We start from the raw sequence: 26,043 nt of genomic DNA, 5'->3' as shown, positions 1-26,043 counted from the left end.
ATAATTATGGAATTTAAACATATTTCAGTTTTGCTGCAAGAATGTATAGAAGCTTTAAATATTAAAGAAAATGGTATCTATGTGGATTGTACCATGGGAGGAGCAGGTCACTCCTCGGAAATAATAAAGAGATTAAGCAGTGAAGGAATGCTTATAGGCATAGATCAAGATACTGAAGCTCTAAACGCAGCAAAAAATAAATTACAAACCTATAACAATATTAAATATGTACACGATAATTTTAATAATATAGATAATGTTTTAACAAATATTGATGTTCCTAAAGTAGATGGTATATTAATGGACTTAGGTGTATCTTCTTATCAATTAGACAATTCTGAAAGAGGTTTTAGTTATATGAATGATGCGCCCCTGGATATGAGAATGAATAGAGAAAGCAGTTTAACTGCTTATGATATAGTAAATGACTACTCAGAGGAAGAGCTTACAAAAATATTTTATGAATTTGGTGAAGAAAAATTTTCTAAGAGAATTGCAAATTTTATAGTAAATAATAGAAAAGAAAAACCTATTGATACCACCTTAGAACTTGTGGACATTATTAAAGCGGCAATTCCAGCAAAAGCAAGAAGGGAAGGACCTCACCCAGCCAAAAGAATTTTTCAAGCTATAAGAATTGAAGTTAATAATGAATTAGGAATATTAAATAAAAGCATTGAAGATGGCATAAACAGATTGAACCAAGGTGGGAGAATGGCTATTATTACTTTTCACTCCCTAGAGGATAGAATTGTTAAAAATAAATTTAAAAAACTTGAGTCCCCTTGTGAGTGTCCACCGGATTTTCCTATTTGCGTGTGCAATAAGAAACCTATTATTAAGATAATAACTAGAAAACCAATAGAACCCTCTAAAGAAGAGGTAGAAACAAATCCAAGAAGTAGAAGTGCAAAACTTAGAATCATTGAAAAACTATAATTAGAGAGTTGAGGTGTAGATATATGAGAGATGATAAATATAATGAATATAAAGTCTTTGGTAGCAGCGCGGTAGTTACGGAAAGAAAAATAGAAAAACGTGAATTGGAAAAAAACGAAAAGTTAGAAAAGGCAAAAAAGGAAAGAAGATTAAGAGAACTTACTAAACAAAGGCAGCAAAAGAAAAATATAATGCAGATAGTAGCATTGGTATTTGTTTTTGGTATAATTATCATCGGAAGAAATGCAACCATATATTCTATGCAAAAACAGTTGGTAAGTATTAATTCAGAGATAAAAGAAGTTAAAAACGATAATGAATCTTTAAAGATTGAACTTCTTAAAGTTTCCAGTTTAGAAAATATTAAAAATTATGCTGAAAAAAAATTAAAGATGGTAAACCCTGATAAATCTACTATAATACGCCATGATATTTCAAAAAATAATTTTACAGAACAAACAGAGCCTAATATAAATAAAACATTATTATCAAAAATAAAGGATGCGCTATTTTAGTGCATCCATATTTTAATTAAAGAGAATAGATATGGCAGTTTTATAATATAAATAAGTATCAAGTGAAACCTAAAGAAATTGTATAAGCATGGATGGAAGATTGGAGGTAGAAGTAGTGGCAGGGAAACAACATAAAGACAAAGGAATTACACGTCGCAGGATGATGATATCGCTAATGGGAATTACAGTACTTTTTATATTTCTTATTGTAAGGCTAATGTATCTTATGCTCATTGCAGGACCTAAATATAAAGCTATGGCTCAAGAGCAATGGACAAGCCGTGTAATAATTGACGCAAAAAGAGGTCGTATTTTAGATACTAACTACAATGAATTGGCGGTTAGTGGCAATGTATATAGAGTAGACTTAGATTTAAATGCTATAAAAAATTATATTGCTAATTATAATGAAAAAAATAAAGATAAAAAAATTTCTAATGAGAATATAGCTTCTTCAATAGGTGAAGCAGTGGGGATGGATAAATTTGAAGTGTTAAAGAAGCTGGAAAGCAAGCTTCCTAGTGGACTACCTATGCAATCTGCTATACTTGCTAGAAGAATTGAAAAACCCCAAGCGGATAAGCTAAAGGCTTTAAAGATAAATGGAATTTTAATATCTCCAGATACTATGAGATTCTATCCTAATAAGAACTTTTTAGCTCACGTGCTGGGAGTTACAGATAATGATGGCAAAGGGCTTACAGGATTAGAATATATGTATCAAGATGTACTTAAAGGAACCCCTGGAGTAAGGCTGGCTGAAATAGATAGAAGAAGTGAGGAACTTCCTTATACAATTTCAGAATATACAAAACCTGTGGAAGGTAAGGATTTAGTTACTACTATAGACGAACAAATACAGTTTTTTGCAGAAAAAGCAGCAAATCAAGCTTTAATAGATAATAAAGCAAAAGCGGTTACTGTGGTGGTTATGGATCCTAAGACTGGAGAAGTATTAGCTTTAGTGAATAAGCCGGATTATGATCCTAATAATCCCAGGCAAGGAGCAGCTGACTATAATGAGCTTCAAAAGATTTGGAGAAATAGGGCTGTAAGTGATACTTTTGAACCAGGATCCATATTTAAGGTCATTACTGCTGCAGGCGCTATGCAGGAAGGGGTAGTCAGTGATAAAGATGTTTTTACCTGTGGAGGTAGTACGACTATAGCCAACAGGACTATAAAGTGCTGGAAAGCAGGGGGGCATGGAAGTCAACATTTTTCCGATATAATTAAAAATTCTTGTAATATAGGATTTATACAGCTAGGACAAAAACTAGGAAAAGAAAATCTTAGTAAGTATATAAAACTATTTGGATTCGGACAAAAATCTGGAGTAGATTTACCAGGAGAAGCCACTGGAATTATTAGACCCTTGGAGAAAATGTCAGAGGTTGACTTGGCTACTATATCTTTTGGACAAGCGAACACCGTAAGTACTATGCAATTTATGGCTGCTTTTAACGCAGTGGCAAATAATGGTGTATGGATAAAACCTCATTTAATGAAGGAAATAATCCATACAGATGAAAATGGTACTAGAATAATAGATAAAAAGTTTGAGGATTATGGTAAAAAGCAATTAGTGGATGAAAATAACACTAAACTCCTTAGAACTTATCTTGAAAGGGTTGTGACAGAAGGTTCAGCTAAAAAAGCTCTTATTGAGGGCTATCATATAGGTGGAAAAACAGGTACAGCTCAGAAGGTTATAGATGGTAGATATGCGCCAGGGAAGTATATTTCCTCCTTTGTAGGCATGGCTCCTATAGATGACCCTAAGATTACCATGATGGTAACCATAGATGAGCCTAATTCTGGAGAGTATTATGCAGGACAAATAGCAGCACCCGTAGCAAAGATCGTTTTTAACGATATATTTAACTATTTATCTATAAAATCTGACAGCACAGCAGAAGGAACTGCTAATAGTTTACTAAAAGATGTTGTTATACCAGATGTTAGAGGTATGAAAAAAGACGAAGCTGTTAAGAATTTAAAAAAGGATAACTTAAATTATGATATTGATGGTACAGGAGAAATTATTGTAGATATAAGTCCTAAACCAGGGTATTCAGTTAAAGAAGGAAGTAAAATAAACCTTTACTTGGGAAATAGCTCAAACTATAATAAAGAGGTGGTTGTTCCTGATCTTAAAGGCTATAGTAAACAAGGTGCCTTGGATTTATTAAGTAAGATAAATTTAAAAGCTTCCATAACGGGAGAAGGCATGGTTACAGAACAAAATATCAAACCCAATGAGTTTGTAAAAAAGGGAACTACTATCGAACTGATTTTAGATCATGAAGTTGGTGACTAATTTAATTTAGCATGTAGTTCACAGTTTTGTGATACTACATGCTAATATTATGACAGGCTATTAATAAGTAATTATTAATGAGGTGTTTGCATAATTATTTATAGGGTTATATGGTTTTAAATAATATTACGATTATACTATTAAATTTACTTATTAATAAACTTTTACTAGAAAGTGGTGATAAATTTGTTGAATTTAACTTTAGAAGAAATTTTAAGCGCTGTAGAAGGTAAATTGATTTCTCAAGCCTCAAACAAACTTCCCATTAGCGGAGTATCTACAGACACCAGAACCCTAAGCAAAGATAGTTTATTTATAGCTATTAAAGGGGAAAATCATAATGGTAATTTATTTGTAGAAGATGCCTTAAAAAGAGAAGCATCAGTGTGCATAGTAGATGAAGTTTATGATAATATTAACTATCTTTATAATAAAAATATCATAAAAGTAGATAACACTAGAGAGGCATTATTAAAATTAGCCGCTTATTATAGGAAAAAATTAAATATTAAAGTAGTAGGGGTTACTGGTTCTACTGGTAAAACCTCTACTAAAGACATTATAGCAGCTATTTTAAGCTCTAAGTTTAAAGTGTATAAGACCAAGGGTAATTATAATAATGAAATAGGAATGCCATTAACTATATTAAATATGCAGCAGGGCATTGATATTGCAGTATTAGAAATGGGCATGAGCAATTTAAATGAAATTCATAAATTAGCTGAAACTTCCCTTCCTGATTTAGCTGTTATTACAAATATAGGGATAACACATATAGAAAATTTAAAGACCAGGGAAAATATTTTTAAAGCTAAGATGGAAATTACTGATTTTTTTAAAGATTCTAATGTACTTATTGTTAATGGAGAGGATGACTTACTTAAAACCATAGGGGAAACACCTTATAAGGTAGTTAAAACAGGATTTGCATCACAAAATAACATAATAGGCAAAGATATAAAGAACTTAGAACATGGAATGAAATTCAATGTTATTATTAATAACAAAGTAGATGAATTTTTTATTCCATTAATAGGGAAACATAATATTGAAAATACTCTGCTGGCTATAGGGGTAGGAGAGAGTTTAGGATTAAGCATTGAAGATATGCAAAGAGGCATAAGCAACTTAGAGTCCACCTCTATGAGGTTAGAAATAGTGGAAAAAAATGGAGTGGTAATAATTAACGATTGCTACAACGCTAGTCCTACTTCTATGAAAGCTGCCATAGATGTGGAAAAATCTTTAAAAGTGCAAAGAAGGATAGCGGTACTGGGCACCATGAAGGAATTAGGAGATTATGCCCCTAAATCTCATAGGGAAATTGGAAAATATGCTAAAGAAAATAAGATAGATGTGCTTATAACCTTAGGTGAGTATTCTTCCTTATATAAAGAAGGATATGGAGAAGATATTATAATATGTGATTCCATAGAAGAAATCATTGAAAGAATAAATAATATGGTAAAACCACAAGATAGCATTCTTATTAAAGCATCTAGAAGTGAAAAATTTGAAAGAATAGTTCATGGACTATTGGAGCAATTAAACTAAGGAGGTGAACTACTCCATTAGAGTAGCATTATATGAATAATTTACAATCAATTTTAAATCCAAAGTTAATATTAGGAGTAGCGTTGGGATTTTTAATATCTTCTGTTTTAGCTCCTTTATTTATTCCTTTACTTCACAAAATGAAATTTGGACAAAATATTAGAGAAGATGGACCTAAAACTCACTTGAAAAAAGCAGGAACACCTACCATGGGAGGGGTTATCTTTATATTTTCCACTGCCATTGCCATGGTTATTATGATTCAAAAACCCAACGATGAAGCTATGGTGGCATTATATGCTTTAATAGCTTTTGGGATAATAGGCTTTTTAGACGATATACTAAAAATTATAAGAAAAAATAATTTAGGGTTAAGAGCATGGCAAAAAATGATTCTTTTATTGCTAATGTCCAGTGCGTTAGCTTATTATTCCTACAAAACCCTTGGAACTTCCATAGCTGTGCCTTTTACTAAATATACTTGGGATTTTGGAATATTTTATATTCCATTAATTATAATATATTTTGCAGCCACCACCAATGCAGTAAATCTAACGGATGGGTTAGATGGTTTAGCATCTTCTATAACGGTTTTGGTTATGACTTTCTTTGCTATTGTGAGTTTTAATCTTACACATTATACCTTATCTATTTTTTGTGTCATAGTAGCAGGGTCATTACTAGGTTTTTTAAGGTTTAATGCTTTTCCTGCTAGAGTTTTTATGGGGGATACAGGTTCTTTAGCTTTAGGCGGAGCTGTGGGAGCTGTAGCCATGTTACTTAAAATGCCTTTAACAGTTGTTATAGTTGGAGGTATATATGTTATAGAAACCTTATCCGTGATAATTCAAGTGGGATCCTTTAAACTTACAGGTAAAAGAGTTTTTAAAATGGCTCCACTGCATCATCACTTTGAGCAGCTAGGATGGAGTGAAACAAAAATTGTTTCTACATTTTCCATTATAACTGTTATACTTTGCCTATTAGGCTTTTTGTCTCTTTAATTAATTGATGGAGGTTAATTAATGAAAAAAGGAAAGAAGATGGGACAGGTAGATTTCGTGCTATTTTCAACTATGCTTCTGCTTCTGGCAGTGGGGGTTGTCATGGTATATTCTGCTAGTTCCTACGTGGCTCTCTACGGTAAAGAACATGACTCTATGTTATATCTAAAAAAGCAATTGATGTGGGCGTTTTTATCTGTAACTGCCATGATATTTACCATGGCTATAGACTATCATAAAATAAGAAAATACACTGTATGGTTTATGATATTAAGTATCCCTTTGTTATTAGCTGTATTTTTATTTCCTGATACTAATGGAGCACATAGATGGATAAGACTTGGTCCTCTTAGCTTCCAACCTTCAGAACTAGTTAAATACGTGGTGGTTTTATACTTAGCAGATAGCATTGACAATAAAGGAGAAAAAATCAAAACTTTTACCTATGGGGTATTGCCCTATCTTTTGGTTTCAGGGTTTTATGCGGCACTGATATTAAAAGAAAAGAACTTAAGTATTGCATCGGTAATTATGATAGTGACACTAATAGTGCTATTTGTAGGAGGGGTAAAGGCCTCTCAATTATTTGGTATAGTAACGCCTTTAGTGGCAGCAGCAGGAGTATTCTTTGCTTTTTCTGCTGATTATAGAAGAGAAAGAGTGCTGAATTTTCTTAATCCCTTTAAAGATCCAGCAGGGAAAGGATATCAGCTGATTCAATCCTGGTATGCTTTAGGTTCTGGAGGGCTAATAGGATTAGGCATAGGCAATTCAAGACAAAAAGCTCATTACATGCCGGAACCTCATAATGACTTTATATTTTCCATAATTGGAGAAGAGTTAGGATTTATAGGCTGCTTGTTTATTATAACCTTATTTGTAATATTTGTGTGGAGAGGCATTAGCATAGCCTATAAAGCTAAAGATACCTTTGGAACATTACTTGCTACAGGTATTACTTCCATAATTGCCATACAAGCTATTATAAATATTGCTGTGGTAACCGGCTCTATGCCAGTAACAGGCGTTCCCCTTCCTTTTATAAGTTACGGGGGCTCTTCACTACTACTTAATATGATGGCTATGGGTGTTTTGTTGAATATATCTAGACAAACTAATGTTAATATTTAATAAAATAAGCTCCAAATATTTGTTTGGAGTTTATTTTATTATTATAATAAAGTTGTCATTAAAATGTAATGAATTTTTGTTAACAAAATGTTATCATTAAATTATATATTAACAAAATGGGGGACCTATGAATAAGATTGTCACTAATAAAAGCAATGAACTTATTAGAAAAAGAAAAAAAGCTATTCTTAGAAGAAGGTTAATATTGTTTTTAATTTTCATTATAGCCATAATGATTTTATTAACTTTAAAAACGGATTATTTTCTGGTAAAAAAGATAGTGGTGGAGAATAATAAAATAGTATCAGCAGAAGATATAGTGGAGAGTTCAGGTCTTAGTGAAACCTCTAACATACTATATATTAATACCAAGGACACTAAAGAAAGAATACAAAATAATGCTTATATAGAAAAGGTAAATATTAAGAGGCAGCTGCCATCCACATTAATAATTAATGTAACTGAGAGGGAAGCTAAATATTTTATCTCGGAAGATAATAATTTTTATATATTAGATAAAAACTTAAATATACTAGAAAAAAGAACAGATTCAGGATTAAATTTAATAGAATTGAAGGGCATTAAGTTATCTGAAAAAGAGGCGGGGAAAATAGCTATAGATAATGATAGAATGGTGTTTTTCACCAGTAACTTTATAGATTTAATGAATACAGCTATAAAGCCTCTAAATGTTAATGCCATAGATTTAACAGATACTTTAAACATACAAATACATATGGCAAATATCACTATAAAAGTTGGCGACGAAGAAGAACTTAAACAAAAGATTAACAAAGTTATTAATATTCTTGAGATGAATCCTTCTTATGCCCAATCTAAAGGTTATATTGACGTAAGCTTTAGTGGTAATCCAGTAATTTATATTCAAAAATAAACAAAAAGGGGGTAAATACATGATAAAAATTAAATCACAGATTTCTTTAGCCTTTGTTTGTGCAATTTTAGGATTTTTACTTTCCTATCAATTTAGAATTCTTAATAGTAAAGACCAAGAAATAGTAACCAATAACTATGATAGAACTGATATAGTTGCAGAAGTAGATCAATTAAAAAAGCAGAAAGAGGATATTCAAAAAAAGAATGATGAGCTTTCTAAACAATTAAAAAAATACGAAGAAGCTGCTACCACCGAAGGAACTGCTACAAAAGAAATAAAAAAAGAATTAGATGAAACCAGGATGATAATAGGTACTGATGACGTGGTAGGACCAGGAATTGTCTTAAATCTTACACCAAAATCCCAAGTATTTAGTAATGATATGCACTACCTTACAGATACAGAACTAGTTTATATAATAAATGAGCTGAACTTTTCTGGAGCGGAAGCTATTTCTATAAACGATAAAAGGATATCACTTCAAACAGGCATAAAGAGTTCATCTAACAATAACTATATTTTGATTAATGATGAAAGAATATCCCCTAAGGAAAAGATAGTAATAAAAGCCATAGGTGATAAAACAAATCTTTATAGTGCTTTAACCTTTAATGGTGCACTAGATTTTCAAGCATTATCCAGTTATGATAAAAAATATGAAAAAGTAGATGAAATAAAAATATTAAAATATAATAAAATACCAAAATATGAATTCATGAAACCAGTTAAATAATAGAGGTGATTAAATGATAGCTTTCATAGGTTTACTTATAGGAATTGCAATAGGCCTTATGGCAAAAATAAATATACCAGAAAAGTTTTCTCCTTATATGTCTGTAGCTATATTAGCTTGTGTGGACTCGGTGTTTGGAGCAATTAGAGCATCCTTATCAAAAAATTTTCAAGCGGATATTTTTATTTCTGGATTCTTTGGTAATGCTGCCTTAGCTGCGGCACTAGCTTATCTTGGAGATAAATTAGGTATACCTATATACATAGCAGCGGTAATAGTTTTTGGAGGAAGAATATTTGATAATTTTGCTATAATAAGAAGATTAATTATTGAAAAGGCAAAGTCTCGTCAAAGAGGTGAATAAATGAAAAAAAATGCATCTACATTCTTTATATTTATTGCTACATTAATTGTTGGAGTATTAGTGGCCATAAATTTAAATTACGAGGACACTGATACTACCAGGATTGTATTAACCGCAAAACAGTATCAAGAAGCTTTTAATACTCGTAATAAGTTGTATCAAGAAATCGGAGGATTAAGGGATGAGTATGAAAATAACGTTAGAAAAATAGAAAAGTATAGAGCCTCTACAGCTACCAATGAAAAGGTGTTAGAGGATATAAAGGGTGAAATACAGAGAAATGAAATGCTTCTTGGTTATTCCTCGGTAAAAGGTCAGGGGGTAAAGGTCACTATAGCTGATGGTAGTGTGGAATTTACATTAGGTATAGACGATCCTTATCTTCAAGAATTAAGAACCGTGCATAATTATGATATGATTCAGATTATTAATGAACTAAAGCTAGCTGGTGCTGAAGCTATATCTATTAACGATCAAAGAATACTTCCTAATTCCGAAATATACTGCAGTTGGGCTTTTATAAGCATAAATAAAGTAAAACTGCCATCACCTTTCAAGGTTACTGCCATAGGAGATAAAGATGTTTTAGAAAACTATCTTAATAGGTCAGAAAGTTATACCAAACAATTAATTAATAGAGGAATAAATGTTTATATAGAACCGTCCAATGAAATTGTCATGCCTTCCATAGGAGGAGCTATAAAAACCAATTATATTAAAAGAGTAAAATAATTTCCTTCATAATACAAAAACTTTGTAATTGTTGAAGGAAATTTTCACTTTACGGAGAATATCATTAATAATAGATAAAGCAAATGATAGCTGAAAGAGGAGAGGATATCTTGAACATAAGTGATAACATAAATAGTATAATACATAACTTAACTCCTTCAGTAACTTTAGTGGTTGTAACTAAAACTAGAAGTATATCTGAAATGCAAGAAGCGTATAATTTTGGAATTAGAGACTTTGGAGAAAACAAGGTTCAAGAACTAATGGAAAAGTATGATGAGTTTCCAGATGTAAGATGGCATTTTATAGGAAAGTTACAAAAGAATAAAGTTAAATATCTAGTAGATAAAGCATACCTTATTCATTCATTAGATAGTGTTTCATTGCTGGAAGAAGTAGAAAAGCAGTATGGCAAGAAAAATAAAATTGCTAATATGCTTATTGAAATAAACATTGGAGAAGAAACTTCTAAAGCTGGTATAATGCTTAATGATCTGGAGGAGCTTGTAAAGGCTATAGAAAAGTGCAAATTTGTTAAAATTAATGGATTTATGGCTATTATCCCTAAAGGTGATGAGAAAATGTGCCGATACTATTTTAAGAGGATGAAAAAGCTTTGGGATGAATTTTCTGTAGAGAATTACCAGAATATTAACATGAAATATCTATCAATGGGTATGACAAATGATTATAATATAGCTATTGAAGAAGGCTCTAATATAATAAGAGTAGGCGAAGGTATCTTTGGAAAAAGAAATAAATAGGAGGGAATATAAATGGCTGCGAAAATGATAAATAAAATGAAAGAGTTCTTAGGACTTGACGAATATGATGAGATGGAAGATTATGAAGACGCATATGAAGAAGAAACAGAAGAACAAGATGATTTTGAACCTGTTATACCTTCTAGTAAAAGGGGCCAAAGTAAGGTAGTTAATATTCATACAGCTACTTCAGCAAAAGTCTCCATAATAAGACCTTTAGATTTTGCTGAGGCTACTGAAGTATGCGATGATCTTAAGAATAGAAAAATAGTAGTAATCAATACAACAAGCCTTGATATAAAAATTGCACAAAGATTATTAGACTTTGTTAGTGGTGCTTGTTATGCACTAGGCGGAGAGTTCCAAGAAATAGAAAAAGGTGTTTACATCTTATCTCCTTCCAATGTTGAGGTTACTAAAGAGTTAAAGAGTGAACTTAGCTCAAAAGGTATGTTTAACTGGAATAAATAAGTTAGGAGGAGAATATTATTTTACTTTTTAATATAATACGAATGTTGTTTGATGTAATCCAATATGCAATTATCATAGATGTGATATTGTCATATGTGCCTCCAGGTACTTTATCTGGAGTAAAAAGCTTTATAAATAGTTTGACGGCGCCTATATTAATGCCTTTTCAAAAGATTCAAAGATCTCTATTTCCAAATTTGATGTTTGATCTTTCACCAATTTTTGCAATAATACTTTTAGATTTTATAAAAAGAATAGTTTTATCATTGATATAGCATTATGATAATAAAAGAAAATTTTATAAAAATATTCCCATTTAAAGCTGAAGAAGATATTATCTCTAGAATATATGAAAAGTTTTTAATATCTGAAAAAACAAACAACATTTCTCCTTTGAGAATATTTTTGACACCACAGTACTGGCATTCCCTGGAAAAGTACTGTGTGAATAATAATGTTCCTTATATTGCAGAAGGCTTCTTTCAGGAAGCGGAGCGTAGAATATTTATATTTAATTATGAAAAGGGAGAAAAGATACCAGCAGTGGTTTTAAGGATAACCAATAAGTCCAAGTTTAAGACCTTGAATCATAGGGACTATCTTGGAGCATTATTATCCTTGGGAATAGAGCGAGATGTAATAGGCGATATTATTGTAGATAATGATAAAGCGTATGTTGCAGTGGTGGAGGATATTTCTGATTATTTGCTTTATAATCTTGAAACAGTTGGAAAAAATCCTTGCAAAGTTGAACTTTTGGATGATTTAACTGTTTTACCAAAGGTTAATAAGAAAAGCATGGACATAATTGTAACATCTAGAAGGCTGGATAACTTTTTAAGTTCTATGTGCAACATTTCAAGGTCGGAGGCTATAAGACTTATAGATCAAGGAAAAGTCTTAGTGGATTATATGGAAACCAGAGAAAAGAGTGAATTTATAAAAAGCAATTCTACTATAACTGTTAGAGGCTATGGCAAGTTTTACATTGAAGATACCATTAAAAACACTAAAAGTGATAGACAGGTTGTAAAAATTCAGAAATACATATAAGGGGTGGTAGTAATGAGATTAACTCCAATGGATATAAATAACAAAGAATTTAAAAGAGGTTTAAGAGGTTATAATCCTGACGAGGTGGATGAGTTCCTTGATAAGATAGTGGAGGAGTACGAAGCTATCTATAAGGAAAATTCCTTGCTTAAAGAAAAGGTGTCATCAATTAATGAGAAAGTAGATCATTATACTAAAATAGAAAACACTATTCAAAACACTCTATTATTAGCTCAAAATGCTTCAGAGCAAGCAAGGGCCAACGCGCAAAAAGAAGCTGATATGGTGATAAAAAATGCCAATGAAACTGCCCAAAAGATTATAGATAAAGCTCATAATGATGTGGTATCTATTAATGATGAGTATGATAAGGTAAGACAAGAGTTTATTAAGTTTAGAGCAAAGTATAGAAACTTTATTAATGCTCAAATGGAGACTTTCGAAGACTTAGAAAAAGACCTTGTAAAAAATTATAACATAGGTGAATTAGTTCAAGAGGATATTGAAGAGAAAGAAATACAAGAACAAGATAAAAATGAGTACATAGAAGAAGATAATTTGCATAATGATGATCTTAATACTATAAAAAGTTTTTTTGCAAACAAATAATCTCACTCTCCCAGTGAGATTTTTTTTTGTTTACTTGATTATTCTCTCGTAATTAAATATTATATACATTGGAGTTGATTATTATGATTCAATGTAAGTTAAAAGAAATCTCAGGTAATTATGATATAACCATTAAATATTATTTAAAAGATGTATTAAGTGACATTAATAAATTAATAGTTAAAGAAAAACGCAATGTACTAATAGTGGATAGAAATGTTTATGATATTTATAGTGAATTTATTCATGTGTTTGTGGAGGAAAGCCGCTGTGAAATATTGGCCATAGATATAAAAGAAGAAAATAAGAATTATGAAACTATTACTCTTATATATGATTTTCTAATAGAAAAGAATATTCATAGAGATAGCACCCTTGTAGCCATGGGTGGTGGAGTCCTGGGCGATATTGTAGGCTTTGCAGCTTCTACTTACATGAGGGGGGTGAAATATATTAATGTACCAACTACCCTTATTTCGCAAACTGATAGCTCTGTAGGTGGAAAAGTAGGGTATAATTATGGTAAAATTAAAAACATCCTGGGAAGTTTTTATAATCCTACAGCAGTTTTTATCCCTTTGGAAACATTAAATTCATTGGATAATAGAAATTACATTAATGGAATATGTGAGGTTATAAAGTATTCATTAATATATAGTAAAGATTTTTTTGCGTTTTTAGAGAAGAATATTCAAAGTATAATTAATAGGGACAAAGAAACATTGCTATACATAATACAAAAATGTTTAGAGATTAAAATGCATATAGTTAATGAAGATTTTAAAGATGAAAACAAAAGAAATGTTTTAAATTTTGGACATACAGCAGGCCATGCCTTAGAGATAATATCAAATTTTAATATAATGCATGGAGAAGCAGTAGCACTGGGAATGTTAATAGCTGTTAAATTATCTGAATATAAGTTGTCCCTTTCAAAGGATATTTATAATAGGCTTTTAAAAATGTATTTTACACTAGGAATTGATTATAATTATAATATAAACAATATAGAAGAATTTATTTCCATAATGAAAAGAGATAAAAAAAATGATGAAGAAATTAGATTTGTTTTGTTAGAAGATTTTGGGAAGTGTAAAATAAAAACCAAGGTTACGGAGGTAGATCTCCTTAAAGCTATTAACGAAGGTATAGGTGAAATATAGAAATGAACATAGATATATCTGAAAAAAATGCTAAAATTACTAACTTAATAAAGATAAAGAATGTTGAAATAGGGGGGAATGAAAAAATCCTCATATCTGGTCCTTGTGCTGTAGAGAGCTATGATATCATGCTAGCTATAGCTAAGAAATTAAAAGATTTAGGTGTACATATGCTTAGGGGAGGAGTTTTTAAACCTAGAACCTCACCCTATGATTTTCAAGGCATGGGATTTCAGGGATTAGAAGTGATTAAAGAAGTAGGGAAATTAGTGGATATGCCGGTTTCCACTGAAATTATGGATCCTAGGCACGTAGAGAAAGCTTTAGATTATATAGATGCTCTACAGATAGGTTCTAGAAATATGTATAACTATACCCTTTTAAGTGAGGTGGGAAAAACCAATATACCTATAATTCTAAAAAGAGGTATGGGAGCCACCATTAAAGAGTGGATATTTGCTGCAGAATATATTGCCAAACAAGGAAATGATAAAATTATAATGTGTGAACGTGGAATAAGAACTTTTGAAGATGCCACTAGAAACACCTTAGATTTAAATGCAGTAGCTTATCTAAAGCACAATACTTCACTACCGGTTATAGTAGATCCCAGCCATGGTACTGGACTTAGCGAGCTTGTGTATCCTATGTCCTTAGCGTCGCTTGCCTCTGGAGCAGATGGATTAATTATAGAGTCCCATATTTCTCCTGACAAAGCTATATCCGATGCTCGTCAAACTATTTCTATGGAAGAACTAGAAAAAATAGTGTCAAAATTAAATATTTTTAAAAGTAAGTAATAAAAAATCTCTTCATTGAAAGAATAGTAATATAAATGAATAATATATTATTTTCAATGACAAAGGAGAGGTTTGTATGGATGAAAAGGATTTAAAGCATTTTAAATTAAAATTATTAGCTGAAAAAAAGAAGCTAAATAATATTATAACTAAAATGAAGGATAATGAATTTAGTGATTCTATAGCAGCGATATCTAGTGAGCTTTCCTATTATGATAATCATCCAGCAGATATTGGAGATGAACTTACTGAAATGGAAAAGGGAAGGGCACTAAAAAGAAATGAAATGAGTTTAGTTAACAAAATAGACGAAGCTTTATCCTTAATAGACGAAGGAAAGTATGGAGTGTGTCAAAGTTGCGGTACTTCTATAAATAGGGAAAGGTTAGAGTTTTTACCCTATTCAAAGTTTTGTGTAAAATGTCAAGAAGAAATTGCAAAGAAATCTCAATGGAATAATAATCTTGATATGGGACAAGAAGATACACTCATGAGAAAACCCTTTGGATATGGATATAACGATTTTTCCATTCATGATGAGGTGGGGTTTGATGCGGAAGATTCTTACCAAGCCGTAGGACGGTTTGAAGACCGTAGATATATAGAAGAGTATGATTATGATGATGAAGAAGAATCATGTGTAGAGCCAATTGAAAAAATAAGCAATGAGCAATATAAGAATCAATTGCCAGATTAATGAAACAAGGGGGATGTAAATGGGTTTTATAGTTATTTTAATTTTATTAGCCATAGATATATTAACAAAGCAGTGGGCTATTAATGTTTTAGCAAAGGGTAATGATATTACAGTGATAAAAGGATTTTTTGATTTAGCTTATCTTGAAAACAGAGGTGCGGCTTTTGGAATATTACAAAATAAAGTTATATTTTTAGCTTTAATAACCTCTATAGTAATTTTAATTATGGTGGTTTACTTAATTAAATATAAGCCTGAATCAAAAATATTAAAATATAGTTTTTATTTAATCATATCGGGAGCCATAGGAAATTTAATAGATAGAGTAAGGTTAGGCTTTGTGGTGGATTTTCTTCAGTTCCATTATAAGGATGTCTACTATTTTCCCACTTTCAATATGGCTGATACCTTTGTGGTTATAGGTACAGCACTTATGATATTATACGTAGTAAAAGGCGTTGAGTAAATGGATATAAAAAAATACACTGTTCAGCTAGAATATTCTGGGGAGAGGATTGATAAGTACCTTGCTTCTATGCTTCAGGATAGTTCTAGATCTTTTATACAAAACTTAATTAATAAAGATTTAGTAAGGGTAAATAGCAAAAAAGTTAAAAGTAATTATAAGCTTAAAGCTTCAGATGAGGTGGAGATTTCTATACCAGAGCCTGAAAAGCTTCAAGTGGTTCCCCAGGATATTCCTATTAAAATATTATATGAAGATAGTGATGTGGTAGTAGTGGATAAGCCACAAGGTATGGTAGTTCATCCAGCAGCAGGTAATAAAGATGAAACTTTAGTAAATGCTCTTCTTTTTCATTGTCATGATTTATCAGGGATTAATGGAGTTATGAGACCTGGTATTGTACATAGAATAGATAAAGATACTTCTGGAGTACTGGTTATAGCAAAAAATGATAAGTCACATAACATATTGGCTGAACAATTTAAAAATCATACCATGAATAGAGAATATTTAGCTTTAGTAGAAGGCAGATTAAAAAATGAAATGGGCACTATTGATGCTAATTTAGGAAGAAACCCTAAGGATAGATTAAAATATGCTGTAGTGAAAGATGGGAAGAGGGCTGTTACCCATTATAAGGTTATGGAATGTTTTTCAGGATATACTTTGGTATTATGTAAACTGGAAACAGGAAGAACCCATCAGATTAGAGTTCATATGGCCTCTATAGGACATCCTTTGGTAGGAGATCCTTTGTATGGGTTTAAAAAGCAGAACTTTAAGACCAAAGGACAACTCTTACATGCAAGATTATTGGGATTTATTCACCCTACTAAAAATGAGTATATGGAGTTTACCTCTCCTTTGCCAGAAGATTTTACAGCAGTACTTAATAAATTAAGGCAAAGTTGAAACCTATAAGCTTTCATGTTAAAATTTAGTTAATATATCATGTCTTATTCTAGGAATAAGACTTTTATTTTAGGCATGGTAAAAAAATAGAGTAGTACACTGACTAGTTATTTTTTGGAGATGCCTTATTAATGAGGAGTAGATATTATGAAGTATAAAGCCACTTTATTAGATGAAGATGCAATAAAAAGAACCCTTAGGAGAATATCCCATGAGATAATCGAAAAAAATAAAGGCGTGGAAGATATAGTTTTAATTGGTATTAAACGAAGAGGATATCCTATCGCTGAAAAAATTGCTGAAAATATAAAGCAATTTGAAGGAGTTCAGGTTCCTGTAGGAAGTGTAGATATAACCTTGTACCGTGATGACTTAACCACCTTAGGAGATAAGCCTTTATTAAAAGATAAGCATCTTGGGGTAGAGGTGCAAGATAAAAATGTAATACTTGTAGACGATGTATTATATACCTGTAGAACAGCTAGAGCTGCTATAGATGCAGTTATAGATGCCGGAAGACCATTATGTATCCAGCTGGCTGTGTTAATCGACAGAGGCCATAAGGAGCTTCCCATAAGAGCCGACTATGTAGGCAAAAACATACCCACATCAAAAGATGAACTTGTTTCAGTAAATATCTCCGATATAGATAATGAAGACTCAGTAAAAATATATGATTTAAAATAAGAGCTATTAGTAAAAGTGCACCCCAAAGGTTATATGCGTGTAACCTCTGAGGTGCACTTTATTATTCCGCTCTCTTTATTTTAATTTCACCTGGATTCACGTAAATGGTTTTATTAGTGGAGTATATAACCATGCCGGGTTTTGCCCCGGAAGGCTTTTTAACATTTCTTATTTCGGTATAATCTACAGGGACATTGGAAGAATTCTGTGCTTTACTAAAGGTAGCAGCCAGTATGGCAGCTTCCATAATGTCGCTTTCTGAGATGTTTTTCCCTCTAATTATTACATGAGAACCAGGAATGTTTTTAGTATGGAACCAAAGGTCATTTTTATTAGCAAATTTTAAGGTTAAATAATCATTTTGAATATTATTCTTACCTACATATATATCTAAACCATTAGAAGAAATATAATGGTGAGGTTTGGTAGGTTTGTTTTTTATTTTAGTCTTCTTAAATTTTATATAACCTGCTTCAATTAGCTCTTCCCTTATTTCATGGATTTCATCATAACTATTTATATGAGAAATACTATTTAACACTGAAGTAAGGTAGTTAATTTCCTCCTCAGCGTGTTTTATCTGTTCTAAGGCAGATATTTCAGATTTTTTCAGCTTATTATATTTCTTAAAATACTTTTGTATATTTTCAGAAGGGGTTAAATTTTCCTCTAACTTAATATCTAAATACTCATTATCTTCACTATAATAGTTCCATAGTTTTACATTTTTATCTCCAAGTTTTATAGAGTAGATATTTGCAGTTAGTAATTCACCAAATATTTTATAAGTATCTTTTTCTTTAGCTTCTTCTAAAATGCTATTTAATATCTCTACTTTCTTATAGCATCTATCTAGATTAGTGGATATTAATTTTTCAATATCCTGAGTCCTTCCCTTAATTCTATCTTGCTTATCCTTTTCTGAGTAAAAACTATCTAAAAGTTTTGAGGCTGTAGGAAATTCTTTATTTATGCTATCTTCATAATTTATTAAGGGATAGCAGTAAAAATCTATAGGTTTATTACCATCATAATAAATTACGAAATGAAATTTATTATTACCTAAACTATTTAAAAGTTCTTCCACTTCATGGAGGAGGCTAGGGATGGTTACGGGCTCCTTAAAAGAAGCTCTTATAAACAAATCTTTAGATATAATTTTACTGAAACCAGTGAATACATTAAATAAAAAATTCTTATCTAAAATAAAGTTATTTTCTTTTGCTCTGGCAGTTACTTCATCATAAGAAAAATTAAAGGGATTTAATTTTTCGCTTTTAGGAGGATATTTATACTCCATTCCAGGTAGCAGCGTTCTGAAGCTGTTGATTTCTGGAGTTATGTGTTTTATACAATCCATTATCTTATGGTCCCTTGCCCTTATTAGGGTTATGTTACTATGCCTTCCCATGATTTCTACTATTAAAGTATATACCGAATCAAAGCCTAGCTCATCAGTATTGGATATATCCATACATAAAATCCTGTCGCTGTCCAATTGGTATATATTTTTAATTCTACCATTGGTAAGATATTTTCTTAAAACCATGCAAAACATTGGAGGCTGCATGGGGTTAACCTTGGATATATCCGTTAAATGAATCCTGGGATAAGTTGCATTGGCAGAGATTAAAAGCTTTATATTTTTTTTACCCCTTATGGATATTAATAATTCATCTTTTTCAGGCTGGTTAATCTTATCAATTTTACAATCTATTATTTCATTTCTTATTTCACTAGTGATGGTACTAAGGAATATACCGTCTAAGGCCATGATCTCACTTCTCCTTTTATATGGAACTATCATAATTTATAATAACAAACTTTGTGGCATAAGTACATAAATGAAAATAATAGGAAAAAATTTGATTAAAAGTCTTAAAAGTTGTCTATAAAATAATAGGAGGTATTTTAAACCATGGATTTAAGAGATATTTCAATTAATAGAATTATGAATGTTCCTATGGATTATATAAAAAGAAATAAGATTATCCCTTTATATGAAGATAATAATTATATTGAAGTGGGGGCAGTGGGGAAGAGTCAAACTGAGGTAATTCAGTATCTGGAATTTTTATATGGAAAAGATGTAGTTATTAAATCCATGCCAGAAAATATTATAAAAAGACTTATATCCATATATTTTGGACATATAGAATATATGATAGAAAAAATACATAAAGAGGAAAAACAGTCAAATTCATTAAGGCTTCAAGATAAAGATATTAGTATTATCTGTGATTATATAATAAACAAGGCAATAGATATGAAGGCTAGTGATATACATATTGAGCCAAGAGAAGAAGACTTTATCATACGATGCAGGGTTAATGGAAGTCTGATGGTATGCAGCATCATTGAAATGACCAATTACTTAAATATAATATCCAGGTTTAAGATACTTTCTGGCATGAATATAGCTGAAAAAAGAGTGCCTCAAGATGGTAAAATGGTTCATTTTTATAATAATAGCATCAATATTAGAGTAGCTACCATGCCTACCATACTGGGGGAAAAAATGGTGCTTAGGCTTTTATATAATGAGAATTTAGTTATAGACCTGGAAAGTTTATGCTTTGAGAAAATTCAACTTAAACTCATAGAAAAAATGTTAAAGCATAATTGTGGCATAATACTGGTTAATGGACCTACTGGCTCAGGTAAATCCACAACTTTATACTCAATACTAAACAAGCTTAATAAAAGTGATATTAATATATGTACCGTGGAAGACCCAGTAGAAATAAACATAAAAGGTATAAACCAAACCAGCGTCAACACAAAAGCAGGAATAACCTTTTCAGCTGGTCTAAGAAGCTTACTAAGACAAGATCCTGACATAATTATGATAGGAGAAATTAGGGATGAAGAAACTGCTGAAATAGCCATAAGAGCAGCCATAACGGGACATTTAGTGCTATCTACCATACACACCAACAGTGCCTTTGGGGTAGTTACCAGGCTCTTAGATATGCAGGTGGAAAGATATTTAATAAAAGATGCTCTGGTGGGATGTATTTCACAACGCCTTGTAAAAAAGCTATGCCCAAAATGTAAAGCCAAGAAGAATAAGGAAGAATATTACAGTGCGGTAGGATGTTCTGAATGCAATTATACAGGATATAAAGGAAGGGCATTAATTAGCGAAACCATATACTTTCCTGAGTTTTATTTATTAGAGGAAAACATTGATTTTAATGAATTAAAAGAAAAGCATAAAAGCAAATATGGAAAGATGTTAGAGGAAAATATTGATTTATTACTTAAGAAAGGCACTATAGATACCCTGGAAGCTAAGAAGAACGCTGCAGAGTTTTAGGAGAAATGATGATAAAAAAGTTAAGTTTTAAACTCACTATTAATAGATGGAATAGATTAAGCAATGTAGATTTAGATTTTTTGTTTTATAATATAGCCTTGTTAACTTCCTCCGGGGTGACCTTATTAAGAGGGGTAGAAATATTAACAGAAACTGTAGATAACACTAAAATCAAAAAATTATTATATAATATACATCACTCCATTAATTTGGGCAGCAGCTTAAGCGAAGCCCTTTCCCAGGAGGAAAAAAGTGATTTTTATGTCAATTTAATAAAAATAGGTGAAGAAACAGGGAGTTTAGAAAATGTACTTTATAAGCTTTCTGCTTATTATAAAGAAAAAGAAGAGATTAAAAAGAAGATAATAAAAGCCCTTATATATCCAATAGTAGTACTTGTAACCACCATGCTAATAACCATTTTCATATTATTTTTCCTATTGCCAAATCTTTTTTCCATTATGGATAACTCGTTAAACAATGCGCCTTGGTATACAAAGATTATATTCAATACCACCCTATATATTAAAAACAATATATATGCGGTATTTTATAGAGTATTTTTACTAGGATTATTATTGTATATTATATTTGCCTTTATAAGCAATAACTTTAAACTTATCTCTGTTATTAATACTAAAATTCTTTCAAAACTATGGCAGATAAATATATTAAAGCTATTGGAACTATTATTAGCTTCAGGCTGCTCTATACAAAATAGTTTTAATATACTTATTAAAAGCGAAAAGAATCCCATAAATAAAAGCATCTTAGAAAGTATATTAAAGAGCCTTGCTTATGGAAATCTACTTTCCTTTTCTTTAAAGCAAAACAAGTATATAGAACCAATAATACCTATATTCATCTCTTTAGGGGAGGAAAGTGGAAATGTGGAAAAATATATTAATTTATGCTGCAGTATTTTGGAAAAAAGATACTACGAAAAGATTAATAAGATCATATCCATAATACAACCTGTGCTGATAATGTTAATGGGATGCATAATACTTACACTTATATATACTATATTCATGCCTCTTCTAAATAGTATGTACAACATATAGGAATGGAATAAAATGAAAAAAGGATTTACCTTAATTGAACTTACTTTATCTTTAGCTATAACAGCAGTTATCACTGCAGCTATATATGCTTCCATAAATGGTTATCTAAAATATAAATCCAATCTTACCAATAAAATCTGTATTAATGGCATTGAAATGTTTATCTCTAAAGCTAAATTTTACTGTTACTCTAATAATATGGAGGGGTTTATATTCATAGATATGGATAAAAATAAGTTAGTATTCAGCTCTAAAATAGCTGAAATAGATACTTATGACCTAGAAAAGAAAACCTTATACATGACTAATTTTGCCAGCAATAAAATACAGATAAAATCCTCGGGAAAGATTACAACTAGCGGATCCTTATATTTTAGAGACGAGAAAAGGAATATTCATAGGATTGCTATTCAGATTGGTAGTGGATATATAAATGACCAAGAATAAAGGAAATACTCTTATTGAAATATTATTATCTATGAGCATTTTAATGATTATAGGCTCTTTAATAACCACTATGGTGGTATTTGCAATTAAAGATATGCACAGTTTAAAAACCATGCACAGAAGGTTAGAAATAGTGGATACAGTAAGTAAAGAACTTACTATGAATGCCAATTCCAGCGATGTTAATAATCTTAACAATACTATTATTAAGCTCAATTCTAAAACTATTAACCTGGAAAGGCTGCTTAGTTCAGATATTGTGGGTTTTTTAATTGATAATAGCCAAGTTGATGAAGAATATGACATCCAACTGGAATTTTTTAAAAAAGAAGTTAATGAAATATATGTGAGCATTATAGATAACCATAAAGAAATATTTAAAATTCAATTATTTAAGGAATAGTAAATGAAAAAAATTAAGAAAAAAGGATACCTGCTTATTGAAAATATCACCGCTTTAGCCATAATGCTTTTAGTTTCATCAATGATAACCATGACCCTTATCTACTTAGTTAGATTTAATAATGAGTATATAAAATACAATAAAGAAAGGTTTTTAATAGATGAGTTTATAAGGTTTGTAGATGTAAGGATAAAAGAAAATGAAATTAAGTCCTTTGATATACAAAATAACCAAATAGTACTTTTAAAAAATGATGTGCCTTCAGATTTGGTATATGATAAGAGCATTATTAGAAAAAAAGAAGATAAAATTATAATAGAGTATTTTATTAAATATGATGGCAAGGATAGATTAGTTACTTCAAAGTTGCTGCTGGATAATGTTACATCTATAAACTTCTCAGTGAAGAATAAGTTATTGTATATTGAAGTTAAAACTAAAGGGGGCATAGAGTCATTAAAGGGTGTTTCTATAATTTAACTCATAAAAGAATAAAAAGAGGCTCTTCCATAATCGAAGTAGCTTTGTTACTATCCATAGTTATAATTATTTCTGGATTTTGGTTTTATATTATTAAATTTAATCATGAATTAATAAGCTTAAAAAAACAAAAAATAATTAACTATGCCTTATATAATAAAAATATATTATATGGGGAAAAACAGTTAACTGCTTTAATGATAAAGGAAAAAATAACCTCCCAAGAAGATTTGAAAAAGTACTTAAAAGAAAAGTATAGTACCATATATTTACCGGATTTCAGGCTTAGATATGACATATATTCAGAGATGTTTTATCTAGAAGATATAATAGGTAAGAAGGATACAAAATATTATAAACCTATATATTTAAACAATAAGATTACTTTAAATGAATTTTTTTTCTAAGGGGATAAAATGCAAAGGGATATTATTAAAGTTTATAAAAACCATATGGAATATTTAACACAATGTAATAATAGGCTCAGTAGAATGTTAAAAATCATCCATGCAAAGGTTATTCTTCATAGTGAAGATATGATTATAAAAAGTATTGTGATTTTAAAAGGGAAAAATAAAAATGTAGATAGCATTATAGAAAGCTTTATAGCTCAAAATTTTTATAACTATAAATCTATGCTTTTTCACCATGAAATAATAAGTATAAATGAAAAAGAAAATGCTATAATTTTATACTGTTTAAATTATAATGATACTTTATTTAACTTTCTACAAAATTATAATAAATTTAGTATTGTTCCCATACAAAACATAATTACTAAATATGTTAAAACCAAAGTTCCTTCAGATAAACAAAAGGTAGTTTTTTATAAATATAAAAGTGTAGTAATGCTATTGATGATATTTAAAAATTTACTTATCTATACTTCTATTATTAAAGACTTTAAGGCTTTTAATATGAATGACTACATTAATGAAGCCATTATAGAAGGAAAGAACACTTTATCTATGGAATGCAGTAAAAATTCTATGATACTTATAAACATTAATATGGAAAATAATTTAAATGAAGAAACTTATCACGAAGCAATAGATAAAATTATATTTTTAGAAGTTTCAGAAAGTGAGTTAATAAGAGATTATGTCAAAAAGCAAATATAAGAACTTTCTTCCTCTAACAAAATATGATAAAAAAACCATTGTCACTTTAAAAAATGTACAATTAATAATTCTTTTTCAAATTATTATTTGCGGTTTTTTGCTGCCAGATTATTTAAGTTCTTATAAAGAGGACTTAAGTGAAAAAAGTGTCAAGGATCATGTAATAGCTCATGATAATGAGAATAAAGAAATTAATAACAAAAGTAAATTAAAAGAAGAGGCGTATAATTTTAATAAAGAAATTTTTGAAGTTATACTTAACTTGGAAAAAAGCAGCGTTAAGGCTGTAAACATAAATAACGGTAATGCTGATATTAAGGTGTCCAGTAATGTAAATATAAGTAATTTCATAAGTAAAGTAGAAAAGAGTACTAGATTAAAAATAGTGGATGTTGAATTTCAGGAAGCTTCTCAGGATATAATATCATTGGTAATTACAAGGAGATAAAATGAAAAAAAATCAGCTTTTAATAATTATGATAATTATATCTATGATTATTGCTTATGAAATAACTGTCACCACAAACCATAAGAATAATAAGAGTAGTATTAAGGCTACAAAAAAACAAGATAACAAAGAAAGCATTTCAACATATTCCGTAGTTGACGTAAATAGTTATATTAATGAATTAAAGGTTTTTAAAGACATTAAGCTTAAAAAAATACTATTTCGTGAAGAAAATTATGAAGTATTATTAGAGTATACTGGAGATTTTAATGAAATAATAAGTATTTTAAACTATGTAAAAGAAAATAATAAGTGTAACTTAAATACATACAATATCGTATTAGTTCGTGAGGATTTATATAATTTGAAATTAGATTTAATATTTCAAAGAAAAGAGGGGAAAAAAAGTGTTTAACAACATAATACTTGTGGGTATGCCAGGCAGTGGAAAGAGCAGCATAGGGGAAATATTATCACAAAAGCTAAACTTAAAGTTTATAGATACGGATAAGGTCATAGAAAAAGATACACAACTATCTATTCAGGATATATTTAAAAAATATGGGGAAACCTTTTTTAGGGAAAAAGAAAGAGAGTGGATATTAAAAAATTATAATATTAAAAAAACGGTAATAGCCACTGGCGGAGGTATGGCAGCTTATTTTAATAATATTGAAATACTAAAGAAAATAGGTATTACAGTATTTATAGATGTAGACTTAAAAGTAATTAAAAAGAGGTTGGAAAATGATATTAATAGACCTCTAATCAAAGGAAATGGAAATAAAAATAATGTTATTAGTGACCTTTATAATTCTAGAAAATCCTATTATTCTAAGTGCCACATTCATATTGACCTTATGGAAGAATCACCTGAATTCATAGCAGAGTTGATAAAAGAAAAAATTAAGAATTATAGTTAAAATTATATTTGTAATTGCAAAAACAA

32 protein-coding genes are annotated in these 26,043 nt (G+C 30.2%); 31 read left to right on the top strand and 1 reads right to left on the bottom strand.

Translation table 11 applies throughout. The annotated features are described in order from the left end of the window. The first annotated feature begins 6 nt into the window (after nucleotides 1–6). The 21 genes from rsmH (at nucleotide 7) to pyrR (ending at nucleotide 17,812) form a co-directional block, all read left to right on the top strand. Complete coding sequence (gene rsmH, locus BUA82_RS13945) at nucleotides 7–939, top strand: 16S rRNA (cytosine(1402)-N(4))-methyltransferase RsmH (protein WP_073009456.1); 933 nt, start codon at nucleotides 7–9, stop codon at nucleotides 937–939. 23 nt (nucleotides 940–962) lie between these two features. Beyond that, nucleotides 963–1,454, top strand: coding sequence for a septum formation initiator family protein (locus BUA82_RS13940; protein ID WP_073009453.1), 492 nt, complete (start codon nucleotides 963–965; stop codon nucleotides 1,452–1,454). A gap of 115 nt (nucleotides 1,455–1,569) precedes the next feature. After that, a complete protein-coding gene (locus tag BUA82_RS13935) occupies nucleotides 1,570–3,774 on the top strand; it encodes a stage V sporulation protein D (RefSeq protein ID WP_143148633.1) in 2,205 nt (734 codons plus the stop codon). 186 nt (nucleotides 3,775–3,960) lie between these two features. Then, the gene (locus tag BUA82_RS13930; RefSeq protein WP_178140734.1) at nucleotides 3,961–5,328 is read left to right on the top strand and encodes a UDP-N-acetylmuramoyl-tripeptide--D-alanyl-D-alanine ligase; all 1,368 of its coding nucleotides are present in this window, start codon (nucleotides 3,961–3,963) and stop codon (nucleotides 5,326–5,328) included. A gap of 32 nt (nucleotides 5,329–5,360) precedes the next feature. Continuing rightward, on the top strand, nucleotides 5,361–6,332 hold the full coding sequence (gene mraY, locus BUA82_RS13925; RefSeq protein ID WP_073009443.1) for a phospho-N-acetylmuramoyl-pentapeptide-transferase: 972 nt from the start codon (nucleotides 5,361–5,363) through the stop codon (nucleotides 6,330–6,332). 21 nt (nucleotides 6,333–6,353) lie between these two features. Next, a complete protein-coding gene (gene spoVE / locus BUA82_RS13920; RefSeq protein ID WP_073009441.1) occupies nucleotides 6,354–7,463 on the top strand; it encodes a stage V sporulation protein E in 1,110 nt (369 codons plus the stop codon). A 127-nt stretch (nucleotides 7,464–7,590) separates the two neighbouring features. Continuing rightward, entirely contained in the window at nucleotides 7,591–8,358 is a 768-nt protein-coding gene (locus tag BUA82_RS13915) for a cell division protein FtsQ/DivIB (RefSeq protein ID WP_073009438.1), read from the top strand. Nucleotides 8,359–8,377: 19 nt separating this feature from the next. Beyond that, entirely contained in the window at nucleotides 8,378–9,094 is a 717-nt protein-coding gene (locus BUA82_RS13910; protein ID WP_073009435.1) for a DUF881 domain-containing protein, read from the top strand. 13 nt (nucleotides 9,095–9,107) lie between these two features. Then, a complete protein-coding gene (locus BUA82_RS13905; RefSeq protein WP_073009432.1) occupies nucleotides 9,108–9,458 on the top strand; it encodes a small basic family protein in 351 nt (116 codons plus the stop codon). Next, on the top strand, nucleotides 9,459–10,190 hold the full coding sequence (locus tag BUA82_RS13900) for a DUF881 domain-containing protein (protein ID WP_073009429.1): 732 nt from the start codon (nucleotides 9,459–9,461) through the stop codon (nucleotides 10,188–10,190). Nucleotides 10,191–10,300: 110 nt separating this feature from the next. Next, entirely contained in the window at nucleotides 10,301–10,954 is a 654-nt protein-coding gene (locus tag BUA82_RS13895) for a YggS family pyridoxal phosphate-dependent enzyme (RefSeq protein WP_073009426.1), read from the top strand. 12 nt (nucleotides 10,955–10,966) lie between these two features. Next, a complete protein-coding gene (locus BUA82_RS13890) occupies nucleotides 10,967–11,425 on the top strand; it encodes a cell division protein SepF (RefSeq protein WP_073009423.1) in 459 nt (152 codons plus the stop codon). 41 nt (nucleotides 11,426–11,466) lie between these two features. Further along, on the top strand, nucleotides 11,467–11,700 hold the full coding sequence (locus tag BUA82_RS21250) for a YggT family protein (protein WP_073009420.1): 234 nt from the start codon (nucleotides 11,467–11,469) through the stop codon (nucleotides 11,698–11,700). A 4-nt stretch (nucleotides 11,701–11,704) separates the two neighbouring features. After that, complete coding sequence (locus BUA82_RS13880; RefSeq protein WP_083599949.1) at nucleotides 11,705–12,478, top strand: YlmH/Sll1252 family protein; 774 nt, start codon at nucleotides 11,705–11,707, stop codon at nucleotides 12,476–12,478. 12 nt (nucleotides 12,479–12,490) lie between these two features. After that, nucleotides 12,491–13,087: a DivIVA domain-containing protein gene (locus tag BUA82_RS13875; RefSeq protein ID WP_073009418.1), complete on the top strand. Its 597-nt coding sequence runs from the start codon at nucleotides 12,491–12,493 to the stop codon at nucleotides 13,085–13,087. A gap of 83 nt (nucleotides 13,088–13,170) precedes the next feature. Continuing rightward, complete coding sequence (gene aroB / locus BUA82_RS13870) at nucleotides 13,171–14,250, top strand: 3-dehydroquinate synthase (RefSeq protein WP_073009416.1); 1,080 nt, start codon at nucleotides 13,171–13,173, stop codon at nucleotides 14,248–14,250. A 2-nt stretch (nucleotides 14,251–14,252) separates the two neighbouring features. After that, nucleotides 14,253–15,050, top strand: coding sequence for a 3-deoxy-7-phosphoheptulonate synthase (gene aroF / locus BUA82_RS13865; RefSeq protein WP_073009414.1), 798 nt, complete (start codon nucleotides 14,253–14,255; stop codon nucleotides 15,048–15,050). A gap of 76 nt (nucleotides 15,051–15,126) precedes the next feature. Next, entirely contained in the window at nucleotides 15,127–15,747 is a 621-nt protein-coding gene (locus BUA82_RS13860) for a TraR/DksA C4-type zinc finger protein (protein WP_073009412.1), read from the top strand. 19 nt (nucleotides 15,748–15,766) lie between these two features. After that, the gene (gene lspA / locus BUA82_RS13855) at nucleotides 15,767–16,213 is read left to right on the top strand and encodes a signal peptidase II (RefSeq protein WP_073009410.1); all 447 of its coding nucleotides are present in this window, start codon (nucleotides 15,767–15,769) and stop codon (nucleotides 16,211–16,213) included. Then, complete coding sequence (locus tag BUA82_RS13850) at nucleotides 16,214–17,125, top strand: RluA family pseudouridine synthase (protein ID WP_073009408.1); 912 nt, start codon at nucleotides 16,214–16,216, stop codon at nucleotides 17,123–17,125. 147 nt (nucleotides 17,126–17,272) lie between these two features. Beyond that, the gene (pyrR, locus tag BUA82_RS13845) at nucleotides 17,273–17,812 is read left to right on the top strand and encodes a bifunctional pyr operon transcriptional regulator/uracil phosphoribosyltransferase PyrR (protein ID WP_073009405.1); all 540 of its coding nucleotides are present in this window, start codon (nucleotides 17,273–17,275) and stop codon (nucleotides 17,810–17,812) included. A 61-nt stretch (nucleotides 17,813–17,873) separates the two neighbouring features. Here the strand turns inward: pyrR and BUA82_RS13840 are convergent, their stop codons facing one another. After that, complete coding sequence (locus BUA82_RS13840; RefSeq protein ID WP_073009403.1) at nucleotides 17,874–19,586, bottom strand: Rqc2 family fibronectin-binding protein; 1,713 nt, start codon at nucleotides 19,584–19,586, stop codon at nucleotides 17,874–17,876. 144 nt (nucleotides 19,587–19,730) lie between these two features. Between BUA82_RS13840 and BUA82_RS13835 the strand changes: the two genes are divergently transcribed. Genes BUA82_RS13835 through BUA82_RS13790 form a run of 10 tightly spaced genes read left to right on the top strand, consistent with a single transcriptional unit; the run spans nucleotide 19,731 to nucleotide 26,017 of the window. Then, the gene (locus tag BUA82_RS13835; RefSeq protein ID WP_073009401.1) at nucleotides 19,731–21,131 is read left to right on the top strand and encodes a GspE/PulE family protein; all 1,401 of its coding nucleotides are present in this window, start codon (nucleotides 19,731–19,733) and stop codon (nucleotides 21,129–21,131) included. Nucleotides 21,132–21,139: 8 nt separating this feature from the next. Further along, nucleotides 21,140–22,195, top strand: a complete 1,056-nt coding sequence (locus BUA82_RS13830; protein ID WP_073009397.1) for a type II secretion system F family protein — start codon at nucleotides 21,140–21,142, stop codon at nucleotides 22,193–22,195. Between the two features lie 12 nt (nucleotides 22,196–22,207). Next, nucleotides 22,208–22,642, top strand: coding sequence for a type II secretion system protein (locus BUA82_RS13825; protein ID WP_073009394.1), 435 nt, complete (start codon nucleotides 22,208–22,210; stop codon nucleotides 22,640–22,642). After that, complete coding sequence (locus BUA82_RS13820) at nucleotides 22,629–23,045, top strand: PulJ/GspJ family protein (RefSeq protein ID WP_073009391.1); 417 nt, start codon at nucleotides 22,629–22,631, stop codon at nucleotides 23,043–23,045. Before BUA82_RS13825 ends, BUA82_RS13820 begins: the two co-directional genes overlap by 14 nt. A gap of 3 nt (nucleotides 23,046–23,048) precedes the next feature. After that, nucleotides 23,049–23,525 carry a hypothetical protein gene (locus BUA82_RS13815; protein WP_073009388.1) on the top strand — a complete coding sequence of 159 codons (477 nt, stop codon included), beginning with the start codon at nucleotides 23,049–23,051 and terminating at the stop codon, nucleotides 23,523–23,525. A gap of 44 nt (nucleotides 23,526–23,569) precedes the next feature. Further along, nucleotides 23,570–23,932 (top strand): hypothetical protein, encoded by a 363-nt coding sequence (locus tag BUA82_RS13810; protein ID WP_073009385.1) that lies wholly within the window; start codon nucleotides 23,570–23,572, stop codon nucleotides 23,930–23,932. Nucleotides 23,933–23,941: 9 nt separating this feature from the next. Then, the gene (locus BUA82_RS13805) at nucleotides 23,942–24,646 is read left to right on the top strand and encodes a hypothetical protein (protein ID WP_073009382.1); all 705 of its coding nucleotides are present in this window, start codon (nucleotides 23,942–23,944) and stop codon (nucleotides 24,644–24,646) included. Next, the gene (locus BUA82_RS13800) at nucleotides 24,627–25,094 is read left to right on the top strand and encodes a hypothetical protein (protein WP_073009379.1); all 468 of its coding nucleotides are present in this window, start codon (nucleotides 24,627–24,629) and stop codon (nucleotides 25,092–25,094) included. Before BUA82_RS13805 ends, BUA82_RS13800 begins: the two co-directional genes overlap by 20 nt. A 1-nt stretch (nucleotide 25,095) precedes the next feature. Beyond that, complete coding sequence (locus BUA82_RS13795; RefSeq protein ID WP_073009376.1) at nucleotides 25,096–25,509, top strand: hypothetical protein; 414 nt, start codon at nucleotides 25,096–25,098, stop codon at nucleotides 25,507–25,509. Then, complete coding sequence (locus BUA82_RS13790) at nucleotides 25,502–26,017, top strand: shikimate kinase (RefSeq protein ID WP_083599947.1); 516 nt, start codon at nucleotides 25,502–25,504, stop codon at nucleotides 26,015–26,017. The genes BUA82_RS13795 and BUA82_RS13790 overlap by 8 nt, the downstream gene beginning before the upstream one ends. Nucleotides 26,018–26,043: the final 26 nt, after the last annotated feature.

The organism is Clostridium amylolyticum (assembly GCF_900142075.1).
GTDB classification, from domain to species: domain Bacteria; phylum Bacillota; class Clostridia; order Clostridiales; family Clostridiaceae; genus Clostridium_AA; species Clostridium_AA amylolyticum.
Note: the sequence above shows the minus strand (reverse complement) of the source record. Positions and strands in the feature narration are given on the sequence as shown.